At 69.6% G+C, this 22,018-nt stretch carries 18 protein-coding genes; 15 read left to right on the top strand and 3 right to left on the bottom strand.

Annotated features, from left to right (window positions below):
• Positions 1–195: 195 nt before the first annotated feature.
• The 6 genes from ACFYNX_RS30010 (at position 196) to ACFYNX_RS29985 (ending at position 11,488) form a co-directional block, all read left to right on the top strand.
• Entirely contained in the window at positions 196–2,247 is a 2,052-nt protein-coding gene (locus tag ACFYNX_RS30010) for an APC family permease (protein ID WP_388665818.1), read from the top strand.
• A 72-nt stretch (positions 2,248–2,319) separates the two neighbouring features.
• A complete protein-coding gene (locus ACFYNX_RS30005; RefSeq protein ID WP_388665816.1) occupies positions 2,320–3,648 on the top strand; it encodes a class I SAM-dependent RNA methyltransferase in 1,329 nt (442 codons plus the stop codon).
• A gap of 820 nt (positions 3,649–4,468) precedes the next feature.
• Positions 4,469–5,875, top strand: a complete 1,407-nt coding sequence (locus ACFYNX_RS30000; RefSeq protein ID WP_388665814.1) for a Wadjet anti-phage system protein JetD domain-containing protein — start codon at positions 4,469–4,471, stop codon at positions 5,873–5,875.
• Positions 5,872–7,143, top strand: a complete 1,272-nt coding sequence (locus tag ACFYNX_RS29995) for a hypothetical protein (protein WP_388665812.1) — start codon at positions 5,872–5,874, stop codon at positions 7,141–7,143. Before ACFYNX_RS30000 ends, ACFYNX_RS29995 begins: the two co-directional genes overlap by 4 nt.
• Positions 7,140–8,360 (top strand): hypothetical protein, encoded by a 1,221-nt coding sequence (locus tag ACFYNX_RS29990; protein WP_388665810.1) that lies wholly within the window; start codon positions 7,140–7,142, stop codon positions 8,358–8,360. Before ACFYNX_RS29995 ends, ACFYNX_RS29990 begins: the two co-directional genes overlap by 4 nt.
• Positions 8,357–11,488 carry a hypothetical protein gene (locus tag ACFYNX_RS29985; RefSeq protein ID WP_388665808.1) on the top strand — a complete coding sequence of 1,044 codons (3,132 nt, stop codon included), beginning with the start codon at positions 8,357–8,359 and terminating at the stop codon, positions 11,486–11,488. Before ACFYNX_RS29990 ends, ACFYNX_RS29985 begins: the two co-directional genes overlap by 4 nt.
• Before the next feature lie 266 nt (positions 11,489–11,754).
• Here the strand turns inward: ACFYNX_RS29985 and ACFYNX_RS29980 are convergent, their stop codons facing one another.
• From ACFYNX_RS29980 to ACFYNX_RS29970, 3 genes are all read right to left on the bottom strand, one after another.
• The gene (locus tag ACFYNX_RS29980; protein WP_388665806.1) at positions 11,755–13,164 is read right to left on the bottom strand and encodes a hypothetical protein; all 1,410 of its coding nucleotides are present in this window, start codon (positions 13,162–13,164) and stop codon (positions 11,755–11,757) included.
• A gap of 114 nt (positions 13,165–13,278) precedes the next feature.
• Positions 13,279–14,001 carry a hypothetical protein gene (locus ACFYNX_RS29975; RefSeq protein WP_388665804.1) on the bottom strand — a complete coding sequence of 241 codons (723 nt, stop codon included), beginning with the start codon at positions 13,999–14,001 and terminating at the stop codon, positions 13,279–13,281.
• Positions 14,002–14,061: 60 nt separating this feature from the next.
• The gene (locus ACFYNX_RS29970; protein WP_388665802.1) at positions 14,062–14,997 is read right to left on the bottom strand and encodes a hypothetical protein; all 936 of its coding nucleotides are present in this window, start codon (positions 14,995–14,997) and stop codon (positions 14,062–14,064) included.
• 138 nt (positions 14,998–15,135) lie between these two features.
• Here ACFYNX_RS29970 and ACFYNX_RS29965 point away from each other — a divergent pair, with 138 nt between their 5' ends.
• From ACFYNX_RS29965 to ACFYNX_RS29925, 9 genes are all read left to right on the top strand, one after another.
• Positions 15,136–15,798, top strand: coding sequence for an HAD-IA family hydrolase (locus ACFYNX_RS29965; RefSeq protein WP_388665800.1), 663 nt, complete (start codon positions 15,136–15,138; stop codon positions 15,796–15,798).
• Positions 15,799–15,888: 90 nt separating this feature from the next.
• Positions 15,889–17,091, top strand: a complete 1,203-nt coding sequence (locus ACFYNX_RS29960) for a helix-turn-helix domain-containing protein (protein WP_388665798.1) — start codon at positions 15,889–15,891, stop codon at positions 17,089–17,091.
• 193 nt (positions 17,092–17,284) lie between these two features.
• Entirely contained in the window at positions 17,285–17,731 is a 447-nt protein-coding gene (locus ACFYNX_RS29955) for a hypothetical protein (protein ID WP_388665796.1), read from the top strand.
• Complete coding sequence (locus ACFYNX_RS29950) at positions 17,728–17,922, top strand: hypothetical protein (protein WP_388665794.1); 195 nt, start codon at positions 17,728–17,730, stop codon at positions 17,920–17,922. The genes ACFYNX_RS29955 and ACFYNX_RS29950 overlap by 4 nt, the downstream gene beginning before the upstream one ends.
• A gap of 68 nt (positions 17,923–17,990) precedes the next feature.
• A complete protein-coding gene (locus tag ACFYNX_RS29945) occupies positions 17,991–18,878 on the top strand; it encodes a glycosyltransferase (RefSeq protein ID WP_365684436.1) in 888 nt (295 codons plus the stop codon).
• Positions 18,875–19,759 (top strand): aminoglycoside phosphotransferase family protein, encoded by an 885-nt coding sequence (locus ACFYNX_RS29940; protein WP_388665792.1) that lies wholly within the window; start codon positions 18,875–18,877, stop codon positions 19,757–19,759. Before ACFYNX_RS29945 ends, ACFYNX_RS29940 begins: the two co-directional genes overlap by 4 nt.
• Positions 19,756–20,487, top strand: coding sequence for a glycosyltransferase (locus ACFYNX_RS29935; RefSeq protein ID WP_223777252.1), 732 nt, complete (start codon positions 19,756–19,758; stop codon positions 20,485–20,487). Before ACFYNX_RS29940 ends, ACFYNX_RS29935 begins: the two co-directional genes overlap by 4 nt.
• The gene (locus ACFYNX_RS29930; protein ID WP_365684432.1) at positions 20,484–21,410 is read left to right on the top strand and encodes a PIG-L family deacetylase; all 927 of its coding nucleotides are present in this window, start codon (positions 20,484–20,486) and stop codon (positions 21,408–21,410) included. Before ACFYNX_RS29935 ends, ACFYNX_RS29930 begins: the two co-directional genes overlap by 4 nt.
• A complete protein-coding gene (locus tag ACFYNX_RS29925; RefSeq protein WP_365684430.1) occupies positions 21,404–22,018 on the top strand; it encodes a hypothetical protein in 615 nt (204 codons plus the stop codon). Before ACFYNX_RS29930 ends, ACFYNX_RS29925 begins: the two co-directional genes overlap by 7 nt.

Genomic DNA, 22,018 nt, shown 5'->3' with positions numbered 1-22,018 from the left:
CGAAAACAACCTGCTCACAACTTTCCTCGCCCGCTCCGCCCGGGCCGCGGCGGGCGACACCCTGCCGGGTCGCCCGCTCCGAGCTTAAGCGGCAACGCTGGCGGGGACCGCATCCGAGGTGGTACTCAGGGAGATTCCGTGCGGGTCGGGGGTGCCGGTGCGCGTGGCTCTTTTCGAACGCTTACGATCCTCTCCGTGTCCAAACTGACCGACGTGCCCAAACGGATCCTGATCGGGCGGGCCCTGCGCAGCGACAAGCTCGGCGAGACCCTCCTCTCGAAGCGGATCGCCCTCCCCGTCTTCGCCTCCGACCCGCTGTCCTCGGTGGCGTACGCGCCCGGCGAGGTGCTGCTCGTCCTCTCCGTAGCCGGTCTGTCGGCCTACCACTTCAGCCCTTGGATCGCGCTCGCGGTCGTCGTCCTGATGTTCACGGTCGTCGCCTCCTACCGGCAGAACGTGCACGCCTACCCGAGCGGCGGCGGCGACTACGAGGTGGCCACCACCAACCTCGGGCCGAAGGCCGGGCTCACCGTGGCGAGCGCCCTGCTCGTCGACTACGTCCTGACCGTCGCCGTCTCGATCTCCTCGGGCATCGAGAACCTCGGCTCGGCCGTCCCCTTCGTCGTCGAGCACAAGGTCGTCTCCGCGATCGCGGTCATCGTGCTGCTCACCCTGATGAACCTGCGCGGGGTGAAGGAGTCCGGCACCCTCTTCGCCATCCCGACGTACGTCTTCGTCGCCGGCGTCTTCCTGATGATCGCCTGGGGCGCCTACCGGGGCATCGTCCTCGGCGACACGATGAGGGCCCCCACCGCCGACTTCGAGATCAAGCCCGAGCACCAGGGCCTGGCCGGCTTCGCCCTCGTCTTCCTGCTCCTTCGCGCCTTCTCCTCCGGCTGCGCCGCCCTCACCGGCGTCGAGGCCATCTCCAACGGCGTCCCCGCCTTCCGCAAGCCCAAGTCGAGGAACGCCGCCACCACGCTCGCCCTCATGGGCGGCCTGGCCGTCACCATGTTCTGCGGCATCATCTTCCTGGCCATGGCCACCGACGTGCGGATGGCCGAGAAGCCCGCCCACGACCTGATCCGCAACGGCGTCCCGGTCGGCCCGGACTACGTCCAGGACCCGGTCATCTCGCAGGTCGCGGCCGCCGTCTTCGGCGACGGGACGTTCTTCTTCGTCGTCCTGGCCGCCGCCACCGCGCTCGTCCTCTTCCTGGCCGCGAACACCGCGTACAACGGCTTCCCGCTCCTCGGCTCGATCCTCGCCCAGGACCGCTACCTGCCGCGCCAGCTCCACACCCGCGGCGACCGCCTCGCCTTCTCCAACGGCATCGTGCTCCTCGCCGGCGCCGCCATCCTCCTCGTCTGGCTCTACGGGGCCGACTCGACCCGGCTGATCCAGCTCTACATCGTCGGCGTCTTCGTCTCCTTCACCCTCAGCCAGATCGGCATGGTCCGGCACTGGAACCGGCACCTGAGGACCGAGCGGGAGCCCGCCAAGCGCCGCCACATGATCCGCTCCCGCGCGATCAACGCCTTCGGCGCCTTCTTCACCGGCCTCGTCCTGGTCGTGGTCCTGGCCACCAAGTTCACCCACGGCGCCTGGGTCGCCCTGCTCGGCATGGTGATCTTCTACGGAACGATGACCGCGATCCGCAGGCACTACGACTCGGTGGCCGCGGAGATCGCCGCCGCGGAGGAGCGGCCCGACGAGTACGTGCGCCCCTCCCGGGTCCGCTCCCTCGTCCTCGTCTCCAAGCTCCACAAGCCCACCCTCCGCGCCCTGGCCTACGCCAAGCTCATGCACGCGAGCGAGCTGGAGGCGCTGACCGTCAACGTCGACCCGGCCGAGACGAAGGCGCTCAAGGAGGAGTGGGAGCGGCGCGGCATCAACGTCCCGCTCAAGATCCTCGACTCGCCGTACCGCGAGATCACCCGCCCGGTGATCGAGTACGTGAAGAGCCTGCGCCGCGAGAGCCCGCGCGACGCCGTCTCCGTCTACATCCCCGAGTACGTCGTCGGCCACTGGTACGAGCACCTGCTGCACAACCAGAGCGCCCTGCGCCTCAAGGGCCGGCTCCTCTTCACGCCGGGCGTGATGGTGACCTCGGTCCCGTACCAGCTCCAGTCCTCCGAGGTCGCGCGGAAGCGGGCCAGGAAGCGCCAGGAGTGGAACGCGCCGGGCGCGGTCCGCCGGGGCCCGGTCGAGAAGGGCCACAAGGAACCGGCCGGAAAGAACAACTGAGAAACACCAACTAGACTGGTGGGCTGCCGTCCGAACGGCAGCCCACACCCCTTCCCCTTGGAGCTCCCCGCCATGCAGAACACGCCTGTCTCGTCGCTGGTCGGGGAGGAGTACGAGGTCGAGGTCGGCCCGGTCGCCCACGGAGGCCACTGCATCGCCCGTACGGAGGCCGGCCGGGTCCTCTTCGTCCGGCACGCCCTGCCGGGGGAGCGGGTCGTCGCCCGCGTCACCGAGGGCGAGGAGACCTCCCGCTTCCTGCGCGCCGACGCGGTCGAGATCCTCGACCCGTCCAAGGACCGGGTCGAGGCCCCGTGCCCCTTCGCGGGCCCCGGCAAGTGCGGCGGCTGCGACTGGCAGCACGCCAAGCCGGGCGCGCAGCGCCGCCTCAAGGGCGAGGTGATCGCGGAGCAGCTCCAGCGGCTCGCCGGGCTCACCCCGGAAGAGGCCGGCTGGGACGGCACGGTCATGCCGGCCGAGGGCGACAAGCTGCCCGCCGGCGAGGTCCCGCAGTGGCGCACCCGCGTCCAGTACGCGATCGACCCCGAGGGCCGCGCGGGCCTGCGCAAGCACCGCTCCCACGACGTCGAGGTCATCGACCACTGCATGATCGCCGCGGAGGGCGTCTCGGAACTGGGCGTCGAGAAGCGCACCTGGGAGGGCATGGCCTCGGTCGAGGCGATCGCGGCCTCCGGCTCGAACGACCGCCAGGTCATCCTGACCCCGCGCCCGGGCGCCCGGCTGCCCCTGGTGGAGCTCGACAAGCCGGTCTCGGTCATGCGGGTCGACGAGAAGGACGGCGGGGTCCACCGGGTCCACGGCCGCGCCTTCGTCCGCGAGCGCGCCGACGAGCGCACCCACCGGGTGGGCAGCGGCGGCTTCTGGCAGATCCACCCGAAGGCCGCCGACACCCTGATGAAGGCGGTCATGCAGGGCCTCCTGCCGCGCAAGGGCGACACCGCCCTGGACCTCTACTGCGGCGTCGGCCTCTTCGCGGGCGCCCTCGCCGACCGGGTCGGCGACCAGGGCGCGGTCCTCGGCATCGAGTCCGGCAAGCGCGCGGTGGAGGACGCCCGCCACAACCTCCAGCACTTCGAGCGGGTCCGCATCGAACAGGGCAAGGTCGAAGCGGTCCTCCCGCGCACGGGCATCACCGAGGTCGACCTCATCGTCCTGGACCCCCCGCGCGCCGGCGCCGGCAAGCAGACCGTCCACCACCTCGCGGGCCTCGGCGCCCGCCGCATCGCCTACGTCGCCTGCGACCCGGCGGCCCTGGCCCGCGACCTGGGCTACTTCCGGGAGCGGGGGTACCGGGTGCGGACGCTGAGGGCGTTCGATCTGTTTCCGATGACGCACCACGTGGAGTGTGTCGCCATCCTGGAGCCGGTGAAGAAGGATGCCTGACCTGCAGTTTCGCGGGTGCGCGGTATGCGCCGTGTGAGCGTTACGGGCGATATCTTGACGCTCAGATGACGCTCGCGGAGGTATCTCGACGCTCATTTGACGCTCGTCTTGATGGTTCGTCAGTTGAGCTGAGGGGCTGGTCAGATGTCCCGTCGATCTTCGCGGCGGGACACAAGAACTGAGAACGTTCCGACGTTGAGCCCCGGCCCGCCCCTGCGGTGTGGCGGTGTACTCGCGGTCTGGCGCTGGACCACGCTCCACACGGGCAACTGCCGCTGGAAGCGGAGTGCTTTTCCTCGGTCAGGGCCTGCTGGAGGGCCTCAAGAGTCTGCCGGGCCACCGCCGGCCCGGCAGAGCCGTGGTGCGCGCGTGGCCAGCCGAGTCCACACCGACCAGTTCCAGCCCCACCGACTTCGGGCGGCGGTCCCCGCGATCAGAGCCTCTATCAGGTTATGGATCCCTTTCGCCGTGGACCAGGTTCTGGACCGGGGATAGACGGCGGGCCGCCGTTGTCGCTCCACAGTCGGTTCGGGTCGTCCGTGGCGGGGCGGGCGAACGACTGCGCTCAGTCGCTCGGCACCTGCCCTGGGGGCGTGTGCACTGCACCGACTACCGCTCCGGACTCCACGTCAGATGTTGCTCAGAGTGAGACGACTGCAACCCTTCGCGGGTTCCAGTGATGCAGATCGTGTGAAATTCAGTCACTGACTGTCTACCCTTGGTGTCATATCGTGCGCTGATCGCCCTGACTTCCTGGGTGCCGTGGACGATCACTGCAGCTACGGGGGGGGATCTTGTGGGGCAGCACACGGGACAGGGAATGCTGTTCGGCGAGGCGTACGGCCGTATTTCGATTGGAGTCGGCGGCCTTCCAGCCGGTGTCAGTGCAGTCACGGTACCGGTCAGGCGGTCCAGGGAGGACCGGCTGCCTCGTGACCGTCGCGGGCGCCTGCGGGTGCACGCCGTCGACCTCGTCCCGGGCTGTCCTGCCGACCTGTTCGAGCCCCCGTCCGTGTTGTCCTCTGCCGACCTGCTTTGGGTGCTCGCGGCGGAGCGCCGCGCGTGGAGCACGGTGGTGGGTCGGTTCGGAGAGGCCGCCCTGCAGGTGGCGACCGATCTGGTGCGATGCGGCGGTGTGGTGCTGCGCTGTGAGGTGGACGAGTGGGTGGCGCTCGGTGCCCCCACCCAGTGGCGGCTGTCCCAGGCGTGGTCACTCCAGGCAGAGGATCGCATTGCCGAGCTTCGCGGCGCCCGCGAACCCCGACGTGCCCGAGCCGATCTCATGGAGGTGATGGAGCCGCTGGAGCAGTTGACCGCGGAGCGCAAACTGCTGGCAGCGGTGGACCCGGCCGCCGGACTCGTGGTGCCCGCAGGCAGCCAGACGGCGGCGAAGGCGTGGTCTGTATACGAGGCCGCGATCCGAGCGGGCGCCTCCTGGTGGTCTCTCCGGGCCCAGGGAGAGGAGGAGGTGACCCTCAAGCAGCTTGCGGCGCTCGCCCTGGGTGGCTCCAAACGGTGGACCGCACAGCAGCAGGCAGCGTTCGCGAACCTGGTGGGGTCGGAGTTCGAGGAGGCGGTACACGAGGAGGACACCGCGCTCCGCGTCAAAGGCCCGCTGTCATGGCACATCGGTTCAGTGGCCGCCGACGCGGCGGTGGCCCAGCCGTGGGTCGGCCTTCCCGCCAACAGCCTGCGCCTGCTCGGGAATGCTGTCTGCGATGCCGTGGGCGTGCTGGTGGTGGAAAACTCGGACACCTTCGGAGTGGTCTGCCGCCGTCTGCCGGAACTGACGTCGCGTTGGCTCTGTGTGTGGGGCAGCGGGTACGCCACGGACCAGCTAGTGGCTGTCCTCGACTGGCTTTCGCCGCTTCCGGTTGCTGCGTGGTGCGACCTGGACGCCGACGGCATCGCGATCGTCGACAACCTGTCGCGGCGGCTGGGTAGACCAGTGCACGCCGTGGGGATGCATGTCGACGAGTGGGAGGCAGGCCCCTATCGGCAGCGCCAGAAGCCGAAGGAGGACAGGGAACGCGACCGCCTTCTCGCCGCCGAGCTCGCCGAGCGGGTGGACGGTGACCTCCGCGAGCTCGCGCTCGCCATCGCCGCGAGTGGAGAGTCCCGGGAGCAGGAGACCCAGTACACCTCGGTCCTTCCTGGTCTTCCCTCGGTCCTGGAACAGTTCGCTCGGCGGCCCCTGCTCCGGCTCAGCCAGGAGGCTGCGGGGTGAGCGGGATCCAGCTCTCCTGGGACGACACCGAAGACGATGAGGTGATGCTCGCGCCGGCCGACCGGTTCGCCAACTGGCGTGCGTTTGTGGCTCCACTGGCAGCACACCGTGAGGTGGTCGTCAAGGACCCGGAGGCGGTGCGACTGGCGAGAGATGTGGTGGCGGTTTTTGCCGAGCACTCCGCCCTCAGCGGGCTCACCCGTGCCCAGCTGCTGGACCTCCTCGGCCCGGCGGGCCGAGGCTGGCCCGTGCCCGTGGTTGAGTCCCGCCTCAGTCTGCTGATCGACATGGGCTTCCTGGAACCGTACCTGCTTAAGGCCCACCAGGATCGCTACGTTGTGCGCCCGGCCGGTCTCGCAGGCGCCTTCGCGGCCGAACGGCTGTCGCTGTACGGCGGCGTGGACGAGTTGGTCGGATTGCTGGACCGCACCCGCGAACTATTCGAGCTCGCTGATCCCGACCCGGCGAAGGCATTGGAGGCACTACAGGACTGCCGGCACGGTCTGCTGGTGTTCGCGCTCGACCTACAGCGACAGGTGGCGAACGCCACTCTGGACGAGCTGATTCGTACCCAGCGGCGGCATGACCGCACCGACTTTCCCAAGCAGGTGGTCGCACTGAACGGTTTGGTCACACGTGCGTTCTCTGGTCACCTTCTGCTCGAAGACGCGGCAACCGCCCTGATCGAGGCTGCTCAGTTCTACCGCCAGGCGTTGCTCGCCGCCGTCGGAAAGATCCTGGACAACGGAGGCGGGAGCCTGAACCTCGATGTTCTTACTCCCGCCGAGTACCACCAGCTCACCCGGACAGCCGGCCTGGAGCAGCTGGGCCACTTCGGCGGCCAGCTCGTCTCGGACGCTCCGCCGCCGTGGGTTGACGGCCAGGCGATCGTGGACACGGCTGCCGAGTACACGCCGTCATCACCGCCCAAGGGCCGGCCGATGCCGCCGCAGGTCCGGGGGGAGAGCCAGTCGGACCCCTTCGCCTCGCTGGAGGAGGCGGAAGCTCACGAAGCCGTTAGGCGTCAGGTGCTGGTGGAGGACCTGCTGGCGGGACTGACCGAGACTGACGTTACTGCCGTACTGGAGGACCAGGGCTGGCCCGCTGCCGCGCGTATCCTGGTGGACCTGCTGGCCTGCGACGAGGACCCCGAGGTTCCGGTGCGCGTGGAACTGGCCGTTCCGGTGCGCGTCGACAGCACTGCCGCTGTCACCTACCTCCACCGGGTGACCCTCCACCTCTCCCCGGGATCCGGAGACGGCGGATGACGGACGATATCGAGCACCGGGCAGCCCTGCTGCTCGCAGCCCTCCGGGCCGAGGGCCAGGCCGAGTATCCAACCGACGCTGCAGTGACAGCGCGGGCGGCACAGGCCGCCGCTCTGGCGGGCAGGGCAGTGCTACAGGTCCACGATGCCGACCACGCACAAGCGGTGCGCCTGGGATGGCCGGCGGGGAACGCCCCGAACGAGGATCATCTGGGCAGTCAGCTACCCTCTCCGCTCTCCCGCGTCATCAGGCTGGTGTTCGCGGTGTGCCTGCGAGCGGCGTGGCCTGACCCGTCGCTCCCGCCGTACCCGGGGCACGTCTTCGATGCCGACCTGGTCGCGCAGACCTGTCTTGACCTGGGCGCCAGGGCCGACAGGATCGCGGCCGCACTTGATCGCGTGCTTCCCGGCCACGGCCTGATCGTCGGCACCGGCGCCCAGTCGTACCTGGGCCCGGCAGTGGCTGCGCTGCCCGGCCCCGTGAAGGCCGCGCTACGAAGGGGGCACCACCTGCTGCCGCGGCTTGCCTCCGACAGCGCTCAACCGCGCGCGGAGGCGCCGGTATCTCCCCCGGCGGACCTGACCGCCCCAGACCAGGCGCCCCCGTCCAGCAACCTCCAGGTCGCACGGTCCCTGGTGACTGCTCTGGAGACGGCACACGGCCCACTCACCGTCCGTGAGGTCGGGGCACTCGCAGATCCCGGTACCAGGGCACAGGTCGAGGAGATCCTCGCCGGCATGGGGCGTTGTTTGGTTCGCACTCCCAGCGGCACCTGGACCACCGGCTACCCTGACGCCGTCGCCGCAGAGCTGAGCGCAGCGGGGGTCGGCGCCCTGAGCAGCGCCGAACGTGCCGTTCTGGCGCTGGTCCTAGTGCACACCGTCGCCCTGCCGCGTGCTCTGGGGCGCCATACCCACGACCAGTGGGACAGCCGCAGGCACCCGGTCACCGTGACCGAACTGGCCCGCAACCGTGCGTTGGCCCAGACCGTCATCCGGCAAGCACTGCGCACCCTCAGCGCTGCCGGGATGGTGGACACTGCGGGCCCCGGCAACTTCGTCCCCGGTCCGGCCCTCCAGCGCTTGAGCCCCGCACGAGTCAGTGCGTTGTGGGAGGACTTGATCATCGCGGGACGCCCAGACGGTCACCTGGCCCGCGCCATTCTCGAACGCCGGGCAGCCGAGGAGGCGGCCCCTGCACACCGGGAGTCACCGTGACGACCGACCCCGCAACTGGCACCCCCACCGGGATCATCGGCGCCCGACCGCTGGTCGCCGTCCAGACGTTCGGGATCGCACGGCTGACCAGCGACCCGATCGCGCTCATCCCGGGAACCTTCGTTGCCGTCACCGGCCGTGGACCAAAAGACTCCAACGAATCGGGCAAGACGAGCTTCTTGGCAGCGGTGTCCCTGCTGCTCGGCGATCCGGAGTGGCAGGCCACTGGAAACGGCACCGCCAACACCGCCACGCTACTGTTCGAACCGATCGTCGCCGGGGCGTCTGCGCAGCTTGTCGGGGCCGCGGACCGCGGTTACGTGGTGGGCCTGTTCGCCGAGGCAGGGAAAGCCCGACCGCACACCGTTTGGCTCCAGATCAGCAGCGACAGGCCGCACCTCCAGGTCCGCCACCAGCCAGGCGTCCACCTGCTGACAGAGGGCGACGACGACGAACGCCATCGTGCGGCACCGGAGTTCTTCCGTCAGCTCGGCGGCCGTCCGCTTGGCTCCAGTGAGTACGCACAGCACCTGTACGGACGCTCGCCGAAGGTCCTCGCCTACGTTGCCTCGCGCGGTCAGGTGCGGTCACGGCCCTCGCTCCTCAAGCTGGAGGCAGCGACGTACACGCCGGACCGTATCGGAGAGGCCCTGCTGACGCTCTCGGGCCGGTCGAGCGTCCTGGAGCGCGACCGGCAGCAGCGTCGTGAGCTGGCGGACCGCCGGGGGGACTACGCTCGTGCGCTCACCCAGCATGACATCGATCTCGCCCGAGAGGATCAGCTCCTCGAAGCCGTGGCGCTGCGCGAAGACCTCCGCGCCAAGCTGGGCAGTGCCCTGGCGGACCAGCGGTCGTGTCTGGCGCGGTCCGTGCTGGACGCCGTCGCACGGCAGCGCAGCGCCGAAGCATTACTCCCCGCCACCCACGCGCTCCTGGAGTCAGCCCGCGACACCCTGGGAGTGCTTCGGGGGGAACGCGTCGCCTACGAGGACGTCCGGGCGCTGGAGTCAGCAGTACGTGCCGCCGGGGAGGAGCACCGGCAGGCACAGGAGGCATGGCTCGCCTGCCAGAAGGACGAGCTCGCAGCTGAGCGGGACCTCACCGACGCCGAAGCGGACCTCGTCAGGTTGCGCGAATTGGCAGGACGGCATGCAGGCGAATCCGCAAGCGTCCTGACAGCGCGCCTCGCGACCCTGCGTGACGAGAAGGAGGAGGCACAAGTCGGCCAGCGCATCGCAGAAGGCGACGCCGCCCTTGCCGAACAGGAGCTCACCAAAGCGACGCAGGGGCAGGCCGGCAGAGTCGGCGAGCTCGTTGCCACCCTGGGCCACGCAGGCATCGACGCGGTCGGATTGTACGATCAGACCGAGGTCGACCCCTCCGCACGTGACTTGTGGGAGGCCGTCCTGCATCCATGGCGGGAGGCCGTCTGCGTACCCCGAAGTGCGCTCAGTGCGGCGGTCGAGGCCCTACGGGACCATCCGGGAGCCGTTCTGGTGGCCTCTCCTGAGGTCGGCATCGCTGGGGCAGACTCCTCCGACAGCCCGGCCCTGCCAGTCGGCGTTCTTTCGGCCCCCGACTCCGCCCGCGGCTTCCTTACCGCCCTGTCGAGTCAGGGCCACTGGACAGGCGCACCCCCGCACGCCTCCATGGACGGGCTCGGCGTCCATGTGGTCGGCGCGTTTCCCGAACCGGTGCTGGGCCGTGAAGCGATCTGCTCCCACCTGCGCGATCTGCGGGACGCCGCCCTCACGAGGATGACCGATCTGAGTTCTCTCCTCTCCGGTCTCGCTACGAGGATCAGTGTCACCGAGGCCCAACTTGCCTGCGCTGCAGCCGTCGAGTCTCTGCCAGGGGCAATCGCGAAGCACGATGTGGCCCTACGTTCCCTCACAGCGATCCGCGCCGCCCTGCCTGGTCTCAAGAAACAGACCGACACCGCAGCGGACCTCGTCACCACGGCGAAGGCAGCCGTCGCCAGCCGCGAGCAGCGCATCGCCGTGCTTGACCGGGACATCGCCGGCGCGGACAAGGAGATCAAGGAGTTGGAGGAGCGTCTCACGGTCCTTGCCGGCTCTGCAGGCACCGAGCAGATCGCACGCGCCATCGGTCTGTTCGGTGGCGACGAGGAGACCGCCCGGACAGAGCTGGGATGGCCGGCCGTCTGGCTCCCCGAGAACCATGCCGAACTCCTCACCGAAGCTCCGCCCCCGTCAACTGTTGCCTCTCCCGAGCAACCCGTTGAGTGCCGCAGTGCCGCCGATCTCCACCAGGCTGTCGTCAGCACGGTCGACGTTTGCCGTACCGTCCTGCGGGTGGAGGCCCGCACCAAGGGCTACCCAACCCACGCCCTGGCCCGCGCTGCCGAGATGCACGAGGCCGCCCCGGACGTGCGTACCCAGCCCACCCTCCGCGCCCTCGCCGACTGGCTCGACGACAAGGCGGACGCCGACGCCGCTGCGGACTCAGAGATTGCTGCCCTGAGGCAAGCCCGCCAGCGGGAGCAGGACTTCATCGCCTCGTCCGTCGACAAGCTCGATGAGGAGCTGCAGCACACCCAGGCGGTCATCATCCAGCGAGTCAGCAGCGCGCTCGACAGCATCGCCACTGCGCTGAACCGGCTCGACCGCGGCTCTCAAGGGTTCGGCGCCGACCTCAAATACCGCATTGACCCGCCAACAGGAGCCGACCACCACTGGCGCTGCTCCGTCACCCCGCGGTGGCGGCGCAATCCCAACGGGCCGCTGCTCTCCTATGACACGGTCACCAACACCGCGCAGGAGAAGCTGTTCTCCATCAACCTCGTACTGGCGGCGCTGCTGGCAGCCCCTCACCCGCAGGGACGGGTACTCATCCTGGACGAGCTTGGCGACTCGCTCGGCAAGGAGCATCGCCGGGAGGTGCTCAGTGCCATCAGCAGCGTCGCCACCGAATACGGCATCACCGTTCTCGGCACCTGCCAGGACACCATCCTGAAGGACGCCGCACCGGTCTGCGGAGAGATCCTCTACTTCCACTACCCCTCGAAGTCGGAGTACCTGAACCTCCCCACACGCATGTACGGGTTCGACGAGGACTCCCTCCGTGTCGAACTCACCGCGGAGCAACTCCTGCGCCATTCTGGCTGAGCCCGCGTGTAGATGTACCGGGGCAGCACCGCCGTCAGGCCCGGAGACAGCACGGATAGCGGCGTGTGGGGCGGGTTCAATCCCCCGGCTGACGCTGGGCAGGCTTGCGGGCCACCTGCTAATGATCATGGTCGGGGTGGGCGAGCGCTGAGAGCAGGCGCTTAGAAGGCACTCGGTGTGATCCGTGTGTTGGGGCGCGTGACCTGCGTCTTTGTCGGCGCTCGCAGGTCACGCGCTTGATCTTCCGGCGTTTTCGGGCCGGTCCGCTAGCTGCGCTTCACGCGCTGACCGGGCAGCAGACGGATGGCGAGGACGGATCCGTCGGCGTGGACGGACACGGGGCCGCCCCACTTCTTGTCCCAGGCGAGCTGGGGGCGAGTGTGCCGGGCCGCGTGTACGCGGAGGCGGTACTCCTCGACCTCCCCTTCGGCGAGGAGGTCGAAGAGTTCCCTGTCCACGCCGGAGAACGCTTCGACGCGCGGCCCGTTTAGGCGGAACACGTGGTCGGTGCCTGCGTAGGTGCGCTCGAGGAGGCGGTGGCTGATGTCCTGGACGCTGCCGGCGGCAGCGTGTTCGAAGTCGTCGAACCGTTCGTTGCCCTGCCGTTTCGTGAGGTAGCGGGCAGTGCCCTGGCCGGAGCCGGTGAAGGCCATGAGTCCGGCCGCCGCCGTATGTCCGAGGACCTGCTGGAACCACCTGAAGTACTCGGGGGTCAGGTGGCAGCCGGGTACCGGCTCGCGGGCCGCCCCTCCCACATGGGGCGGCTGGATCCCCGGAAAGGGGTTCTCCTCCGATGGGGCGGTGTCCAGGTCGGCTTTGCTCTCGCCGGAGGGGTCGGCGAGCCAGCCGTCACGGCCGGGAGCCTGCAGCGCGTGGACGGTTACGGTACCGTCCGCGGGCAGCTCCGTGCTGAACAGGAGGCTCGGGGTCTCGTTCCACGCGCCGATGTGCACGGCCTCGGCGTGCACCGACGCGGACGCCAGCTGGCCGGCCGAAATCGCCGCGTTGCTGTGGTTGCCCTTGGTCGCGATGGGGATCACGAGGGACGGTTCCCCAGGACGCCAGACCTCCGCGAAGTACTGCGGCCGGTACCCGTACCCGACCTTGTTGCCCTTCTCCCTGCTCGTGAGAGCCCACCCGGCGCGCAAGACCGTGTCGGCGGGGAGAATGCTCACGGAGTGCTCGGGGAACCGGCGCCCGAGCACCTGCTTGGCGAGCGTGAGTCCGAAGGCCATGCCGAGCTCGTGCGACTGGATGGTCTTGTACCGTTCGGCGATCTTCCGCCCTTCGGTCGAGAGCCCGAGAAACGAGTCAGGGCCGCCCGTCAATGCCTGGCTGTACTTCAGGGCTCCCCAGTGCTCCGCGAGGCCACGCCCTGCCCCCTTCCAGGACAGCGTCGTGGCCCGGCCGAGCGTGTGCAGCACGTCCCACATGGAGACTCGCACCCGGCGATCGAGCTCGTTGCCCGGGATCCCGGACAGGACCGGTTTGCGGCGGAGCGGCTCGGCCTCCTTCTTCTTACGCGCCTTGTCGTCCGCGGCGATCGCGGACTGCACCTTGCCGAGCAGCTCCTCGTTGGATCGGACGGATACGTTCGATGATGCGTCGAGGTCGAGAAGTACCTTCTTGGCAGGCTTCAAGGAGTCCCCTACGGCTCGCATGGACGGACGTTTCACGAACCCCGCGAAGGTACGGACAGGCAAGCCGGAGCACGCAAGTAGGCAGAGGCGCACAGCCCATAGATGTGGCGTTGCATCAACGGTCGCTGGTGCCGAGGGCCTCGGACGGCGTCATGCGTCGCCTTCTCCAGCTCGGTGTCGAAGGCTGTCGATGTAGTCGTCGGAGAGGACTCGGCTGCACCTCGGACGCTTACCCGCGTTGATGGCCTGAACGTACTTCGCCAGATGCTGGGGGTTCTTGCCCGACCAGCCGTTGGCGAGAGCCCACCCTTGCATCGCCTCACCGTCCATCTGCAGTCCGGCGTCGTGGAGGGCGAGGAGGCTGCTTACGACGACGTCCTTCTCGAAGCCGGCAGCGATCGTGTTGTTGTGGTTGACCGTCTTCGTCACGCTCTTCAACGCTTCGATGACAACCGGGTCGATGTCTTCTGCCGCGTCCTCCCAGTCGGACTCGTCGCCCAGGATCTCAGGCCTAACAGCCGCTACCCACGGTCTGATCTCATCTTCGTTCCACGTGAGAACACAGAGGGCCCGGATGCGGGAGGCGGATCGCACCAGCTCTCCGATGTCGCTCATATCCGGCCATGCCATGAGTACGGGACCGCCCCGCTGGACGAAAGCACCGCCTCGGCCCGTCACGTGCTCAACGTTGGAATGTCGGTCGACGAGTTGCCTCAAGTCCGAGTGACTGGCGAGGTTGGACTTCAATTTGGTCCATACCGTCAGGGTGTCACCGTCTTCCATGTGCTCACAGCACCAGTTGATGGCCTCTTCCAGGCCATCGGCATCGTTGCTGGCAATGGCGCACGGATAGGTCACTGCTTGATCGAACATCTTTGCTCCTCCTGGAGTGGGTACTCTTGGGGATGGCTGATTAGCCGGTGCTTGTTGGACTCAGTTGGCCGCCGGAAGCCCAGGCAGGACGACGCCCGTGTAAGCAGCGAGTACGCTTCCGAGCGCGCCGCTGACAACGGGGGAGTTGAGGATGGCCACTACGGAGGATCCCCACCTTTGCAGGCGGCTCGGATCCGGGTGGTCGCCTCCGGCTTCCTCTTCGATCCGATTGGCAAGGTCAGTGAGCTCTGCCTCTTCAGGCCTGGGCAGGTCGAGGGCCGGGGCAGCCTGTCGCAGCGCTCGAGCCAGCATGACGACGGCTGCGAGGTCGACGCCGTTGTTCGTGGTGGCGTTCAGCGTGAAGTCCCTGCTGTTGGCGGCGATGTTTCCCGTATTCGAGCCGATGTGAAACGTGGTGCCTCCGGTCCGGGTGCCGCGTTCGTAGGCACCGATATCGCCAGCGTAGTTCTCCACGCAATCTTCTCCATCGGTTGTGATCTCTGCATGGACGGGGCCGTCGCCGCTTGCCATCATCTGGCCACTGATCAGCCCACGGGACTGGAGGTGTCCGGCTGCCCGATCGATTTCCCGGGCTGAGAGGCGCTCTCCTTCGTAGATCGATTGCGGGGCGTGAAGGACGTCTGCAACAGTCGGCATTTCAACGCCTTCATGCTTGCGGTGCCACAACCAGACGAGCAGCCCGCGGCGGGCAGCGCCAGCCCTTGCCGCAGGATCGGACCGTCGCCGCTTTCGCTCCTCCGTCCAACGGAGGCCGGCGGCTGTCAGGTTGGCGGCGGGGTCGCCGTAAGTGGCGTATCGGTCATCGAGCAGCCCCAGGTCCTTCCCGGACTGCAGAAGCCTGAACGATTGCTGCTCGTCGAGACCGTGCCGCTCGCCGAACTCGGTGATCGATACGTACCCCAGGGCGTTGGTCGCAGTGTGGTCATAGAGCCACTCCACGAGTGCCTCATGCAGCTCCGCGAATTCGGTGGTCAAGGATGCTCCCTTGCGCAGACGGCTGGACTGATAAGCGTAGAAGCAGGCACCGACAACCCAGTGCCCTTCGGGGCGGAGCGGGTGGGTCGGACGCGGTAACGTCCCTGTAAGACCAAGCGCGGAAGGGACTGTCACCGCATGTCGCACAGCACCATCGACGTCGGCCGATATGAGCAGCGCGGTCTGATCCTCGACTTCGCCGGGGTGCTTACCGCCAGCCCCCTGGCCGTTCACCAGGCATGGTGCGTGTCAGAGGGGCTCGCACCGGGGGCGTGGCGTGCCACTCTCAACGATCACCCCGAAGGCCGGCGGCTTTATGCGGCGCTGGAGATCGGTGAGATAGGGCAGGCTGAGTGGAACGAGGGAACCGCGGCTCTCCTCGGTGAGCACGTGGACCCCGTGAACCTGATGGGACGGGCCTGGGTCGACGTTCCTCCGGCGCGTCGGATGATCGCGCTCGCTCGGGCCGCACGAGCTGCCGGCCACCGGCTCGCGCTGCTGTCGAACAGCTTCGGGCTCGATCCGTTCAACCCATACGAGCACGTCGGCATTTGGGACCTCTTCCACGTGCACGTCGTGTCCGAGCTCGAGGGACTCGCGAAGCCGGACCCGGCTATCTACCGGCTCGCACTGGAGAGGATCGGGCTGCCTGCCGAGCGGTGCGTGTTCGTGGACGACCATCAGGTGAACCTGCCGCCGGCTGCCGAGCTGGGCATCACGACTGTTCACGCCACCGATGAAGACAGGGCGGTCGCCGAGCTGGAGGCTCTTCTCGGCGTCACGGCTGTGCTCACGGTCTGAGCGTCAACTGCCGCCTGGCCGAAGGCTGTCCACCGCACCGCTTCTGTGAGTACTGTCCGTGTGGGGCCCATCACGCGGAGGTTCTGGAGTATGCAGTGGTCGGAGTACACCACCTCTGAGCGCTTGAAGGCGTTGCGCGGTGCCATGACGCAGGAGCAGTTAGCCGAGGCGGCCGGTGTGTCCGTCGGCGTCGTCCGCAAGCTCGAACGCGGCGGGACGGCTTCCCTGCCGTCACTGCTGTCGATCGCCGACGCGCTCGGTACGGACATCGCCGTGCTCCTCGGGCAGCAGGCGCCCCGCCGGTCCATGGACCGCGACGAGCGGGCCGCGCTGCGTCTGGTCTCCGCGGCGACCCACGACGCTGCCATCGGCATCCCCGCCGATGTCGAGCCGGGCAGCGTCGAAGAACTTCGAGCGGTCGTGCGTCGCGCGGACGCCGCGTACTGGGAAGGGCGATACATCGAGCTCGGTACCCTCCTCGGGCGGCTCCTTCCAGAAGCCCGCGCCCGGTTCGACGCTGCAGGCCTCGATGAACGGGAGGCCGCCGCCGGCGTCCTGATCGACACCTTCCAGACCGCGGGCATGGCCGCCAACGTGCTTGGCTCGCGAGACCTGGCGTACGCGGCGTTGACGTACGGACGGCAGATCGCCGTCCAGGGCGGGGACGAACTGCGCGACGCCCATCTCGCCGCCACGACCGCGTGGGTCAATCTCCGTGATGGGCGCACCAAGCAGGGCTTCCTCCTCGCGGCGGCCCAGGCGGACCGGATCGAGCCCAAGATGAGCGAGCACGATCCGGACCGGCTCAGCGTCTACGGTCAGCTCGTCACGAACGCTGCCGTCGCCGCTTCCCGGGGCGGGGCGAGCGCGGACCACGCCCGCGAGTACCTCTCCCAGGCGCACGCCGTCGCAGCTCGCATCGGAGATGAACACGCCCGCGGCTCGCACGCACAGCCGTACGGGCCGATGTACGCCGCCACGCAAGCGATGAGCATCGCGGTGGCGCTCGGCGATACGGGCGGCGCTCTGCGCCTCATGGACACCGTCCGCCTGGACGCCAGCGTGCCGCTGGCCACCCGCGCCCGCTTCGGCCTGGACGTCGCTCTCACCCAGGTGGAATGCCGACGGTGGGAGGCCGCCGCCGACACCCTCCAAACGGTGTGCGAGACGGCTCCCGGCTGGGTGCGCCACCAGATGCTGCCCGGCGTCATCATCAGCAGGCTCGCCGGCGTGTCCGTCAGCCGACTGCGCGGGCTGGCCAACTCCGCCGGTGTCCCGCTCGGGGTGCGCTGAGGAACGGGCCGCAGTACCACGGTCCGTAGTAGCTCCGCGGGTGCCGCCGACATGACTGCTACGGGCCGTGCCAGCCCCACGGCGGAGTCCGCGACCGCTGCCACGGGACGTGGCAGTCGAGCCCGGTACGAGGTTCCTCCGCTGCGACGGGCCGTGCCTGGGCCCATGCATCGCAGGCCACCAGCCTGGAGGCATGCCGAACAACCCGCCCGGCGGCCTCGGGCACGTACCCGTTGCCGTCTACTCCTGCGCCACCACCTCCACCGCCCTGGGCGAGAGCGAGGAGCGTGGCCGTTACTACGCCGTCGCCCGGCACTGGCACGTCGCCGGGGTCTGGTCCGACTCCGACCCGGCGCTGCCGCTCGCTGAGCGGCCGGGGTGGCAGGCGGTCACGGCCGCCCTGTCCGCCGGGATGATCCGAGGCGTCGTCGTCAGCGGCCCGGCGCATGTCGCCTCTGACGCGGCTCAGTTCGCGGCCCTCGGCGTGCTCCTCCGCGATCGGGGAGGGTTCGTCGCGGACGCGTCGAACGGCACCCCGGGCCGCCGTACGCCCGGTCAGGCCCGACGCCGCCGCGACCTCGCGGACGCGGCCTCCGGCTGGTTCGGACAGACCGACACGCACGACGAGGGCACCTCGTGAGCGCCCGGCGCGCGTGGGTCGGTGACCTCGTCCGGGACGGAGACGGGCGGCGGGCGATCGTCACCGACGTCCGTGCCGACGGCACCGTGTGGGTGCTGAGGCCGCCGACCGGGGGCGGGCCCTGCTGGGAGATCGACGACCCCGACAGCCTCAAGGTCCTCGCCCCCTCCGGCGGCGGGGACAACCGGTGAGCTTCCGCGCTCGCTCACCGTCCCGTCCCTCACTCCCTTCCGGCACCACGCCTGAAAGGCGACGTCCCGTGTACGCGTTCGGTCTCTGCATCGACCAGCAGTACCTCGTCCCCGGCCTCGCCGCGATCGCGGGTCTGGCCGACAGCCTCACCCCCGTCGCCCGCCGCCATGCGGCGGTACGGGTGCTCACCCTCGACCTCGCCCCGACGCAGGCCCTGCTCCTCTCCGACTTCGCCAAGCGGACCGGCTTCGCCTCCTTCGACCTCCGGCGCTGCGTCCCGCTGCGCGCCTCGCGCATGGCGGACGCCTCGTACATCACCGTCACCACCTACCTGCGGTTCGAGTTCACGCCCGACTTCGTCCGCCGGCCCTACCTGATCTACGTGGACGCGGACGTGCTCGTACGCGGAGACGTCACCGATCCGCTTGGATCCCTCCGGGAGGACGAGATCGGCGCCGTACGTGACGAGTTCAACCCGGCCGTAGGTGAGTGCCCGGCGCTGCCCGGGGCCGCCGAACGCTGGCCCCACCTGCGCGGCCGTCCCTACTTCAATGCCGGAGTTCTCTGGACCCGCACCGGCCACATGCCCGTCGTCCGCAGGGGCGTCGAGCACGCGCTCGTCCGCGGCCGCCGCCACATCCTCCACAACGACCAGGACGCCCTGAACCTGTGGCTCCTGCACTCCGGCCGCGTGCGGCCGGCCGCCGCCGGACTCAACAGGTTCGAGACCGGCCGGTTCCTGGAGCGGGGCAACTGGGTGCGGCGGGTCGTCACCCGGTCGCTCAGGCCGGACCCGGCCGCGGCCCTCGTGCACTTCGTCGGCCCCGAGAAGCCCTGGCAGGCCGACTGCCCCGTCACCGAGGACGTGGCCGAGTACCGGCGGCACCTGGCGGTCACCCTTCGGCACGTCCGCCGCCTGGGTGCCTTCGGAGCGGAACCGGCGGGTGCGCGGTGAGCACAACGAACGTACCTGCTGCCGTCGCGCGCGCCGCCCTCGGTCTCGTGGGAGTTCCGGTCCATGCCGCACACCGCCTGTCGGCACGGTCGAGGACGGTCGTGTACCGGGCCTTCCTGGCCGACGGTCGGAGTGTGGTGATCAAGCTGTACGCGGTCACCGCCCGCCGCAACGCCGCGACCGAGGCGGCGGCGGTCCGGGCCGTCGCGCAGCACGTCCCTGTGCCCGCCGTCCTCGCACACGGACACGTGCCCGGCCACGAGGTGACCGCCCTCATCACCGCGGACCTCGGCCCGCTCACCCTGGGAAGCGCAGTGCGATCCGGCCGGGTGGACGACGAGCGAGCCCTGAGGGACCTCGGCGGCCTGCTCGGCCGCCTTCACCGGTCCCCGGTCCAGCCGTGGGCCCCGCGCCGGCCGCTCCATGAGCAGGTCACCTCGATCGGCCGTCGCTGCCCGCCCAGCGCTCTGGACCGCATCGCGCCCGCCCTGGCCGCCATCGCCGACGCCCCCGTGGCTGCCCCGGTGTGGTGTCACGGCGACCTGCACGGCGACAACGTCGTGCTCGCTGGGCCCCGAGCCGTCCGCCACCTCGTCGACTTCACCGACGCCGCAGCCGGCCCCCGCGAATCCGACGTGGCCCAGACCCTGGTCATGTCCGGCGCCATCGCCTCCGCCCGGGCCCGCACGGTCACCGACGCCTATCCACTCGCCTTGGACCACCACCAGCTGACGGCCTGGGCCGTCTTCCACACGCTGCGCTGCTGGGCCCACTCCGAACCCGGCGACGACCGCGCCCGGTGGGCCGGCCGCCTGGACGAGCTGAGCCGACGGACCCCGCACCTCTTCCGCGTACCCCGTCCCGAAAGGACGTACCGATGACCACCCCTGCCTTGTCGGTGGTGATCCCGGCCTTCAACGAGGTCGCCTACCTGCCCCGCTACCTGCCCTCCGTCCTCGCCTCCCTCGCCCGCTGGGAGGAGGTCACCGGCCGCACCGGGGAGGTGATCGTTGTCGACAACGCCAGCACCGACGCCACCGCCGACATGGCTGCCTCCTTCGGCGCCCGCGTCGTCACCGAGTCCGTCCGCAACATCGGCCGGGTACGCAACACCGGCGCGAGCGCCGCCCGCAGCGGCCGTCTCTTCTTCACCGACGCCGACGTGGCCCTGCCGCTGGAGGCGGTCACCGCCGCCGCTGCCGCCATGGACGCCGGGGCGGTCGGCGGTGCCATCCCGCCGCTCTACACGCCCGAGCGGCTCGGAGCCCGCCTGCTGTGCGCGTACTGGGATCACTACCGAACCCGGCGCGGTGGAGCCCAGGGCGTCAACCAGTTCTGCACCGCCGACGCCTTCCACCACGTCGGCGGGTACCGGGACGACCTGTTCATGAGCGAGGACGTGGAGTTCTTCGCTCGGCTCAGCGCCCACGGCCAGGCCACCGGACGGCCCGTGGCGATCCTCGACGACCTGCGCGTACGCCCGTCGACCCGCCGCTACGACCAGTGGTCGAGCCTGCGGATGCTCTGGTGGCAGAACCCCGTCACCGCCCGCCTGCGGCTCCGGTCGCCCCGCATGTGGCGCCACTGGTACGAGACCACCGTGCGATGACGAAGGAGACCCCCGTGCGGCCCCAGCCCAAGACCCTGCCCGCCGTCGGCCTGCCGGTTCCGGACGGCAGCGGCATCTACACCTTTCCCGACGACCTCCACCGCGCCCACCGGGCGCACACCCAGCAGCTCGCCGCCCGCCACCGGGCCATGGACCACCGTGTCCTGGAGGTGACAGCGCCTCACACCCACGCTCCGTACTACGTCGAGGCCCGAACCCCCGCCGGCCGCCCGGTCCTCGTCATCGAACCCCACCACGACGACTTCTCCCTCTCCGCCTCGGGTGCCTTCCTCGCCAGCCCCCGACCGCTGACCGTGGTCACCGTCTTCACCCGCTCCCGCAGCGTGCACCCCGCGCTGGAAGCCACGTACGCGGACGTCGACATGGTGTCCGAGCTGCGCGACCGCGAGGGCGCCGCCGCGCTCGCACCGTTCGCCGCCCGCCGACTCCTTCTCGGACACAAAGACGCCGAGCCGCCGTACGGGCCCTACGACCCACAGGTGCTTGACCGGGTCACCGAGGAGCTGCGCCGGATCGCCGCGCTCCACCCCGACGCCGAGCTCCTCGCCCCCGCCGCCGTCACCCGTCACCCCGACCACCTCCTCGTCCACGAAGCGGCCGTCCGTCTCGGCTGTACCTGGTTCTGGGAGGACCTCGCCTTCTGGGCGACGTACGCGCTCGTCGGCTGCGACCAGCACCTGTTCCGTACGCGTACGGGGGCGGCCATGCGGCCCGAGCTGGTCGACATCACCGACGTCGTCCTGGACAAGGTCACCGTCCTGCGGATGCACGGCTCGCAGATGCACCCGGCCCGGAAGATGTACCGGCCGATCCGGCACGCCTTCACCACGGCGGCCGACCTCGTCGACGGCACGGGACTCTATGCCGAGCGCTTCTACCGGACGGAGGAGACGACGTGCTGATCATCGCCCTGGAGGGGCCCTCCTACGCCGGCAAGTCCACGGCGATACGCCACCTCCGCCACACCACCCTCGGCTCGCGCGCGTTCGTCTCCGACTGCTACGTCAAGCACATTGCCCACCGCGACGACATCCCTCCGGCCCGAACCGACTCCGCGGCCGCCCAGTTGGCCGCCTTCGAGCGGTTCATGGAGATCGAGGCGACCCGAGTGGCCGAGGCCGCCGCGAGCGGCAGGCAGATCGTCGTCCTCGACCGCTCCGTGGACACCCTGCTCGCCCACGCGTACGCCCTGGACGCTCTGTTTGGATACGGAGTCCATCACCGGCTCCACGGCCGGCTCACGACGCTCCCGTTCCTGCGCCCCGATCGCACCCTCTACCTCGACGTACCGGCCGAGTCGCTCCACCTCCGCCGGAAGACCGCCGGCCACACCGCCGCCGAGTCCGAGTACTTCCTCCATGAGCCGGGCTTCCTTCACCACGCACGCGACTACTTCGTCCACACGGCCCGCCGGCCCATGACGCGAGAGCTCACGGTCCTCGCTGCCGACGCCGACCCGGACGAAGTCGCTCGGGGAGTGGAAGCCCTCGTCGGCTTCTGGGCGAGGTGA

Source organism: Streptomyces sp. NPDC007872, from assembly GCF_042868165.1.
Classification (GTDB): domain Bacteria; phylum Actinomycetota; class Actinomycetes; order Streptomycetales; family Streptomycetaceae; genus Streptomyces.
The sequence above is the reverse complement of the archived record's forward strand: the minus strand, read 5'-3'. Positions and strand labels throughout refer to the sequence as shown.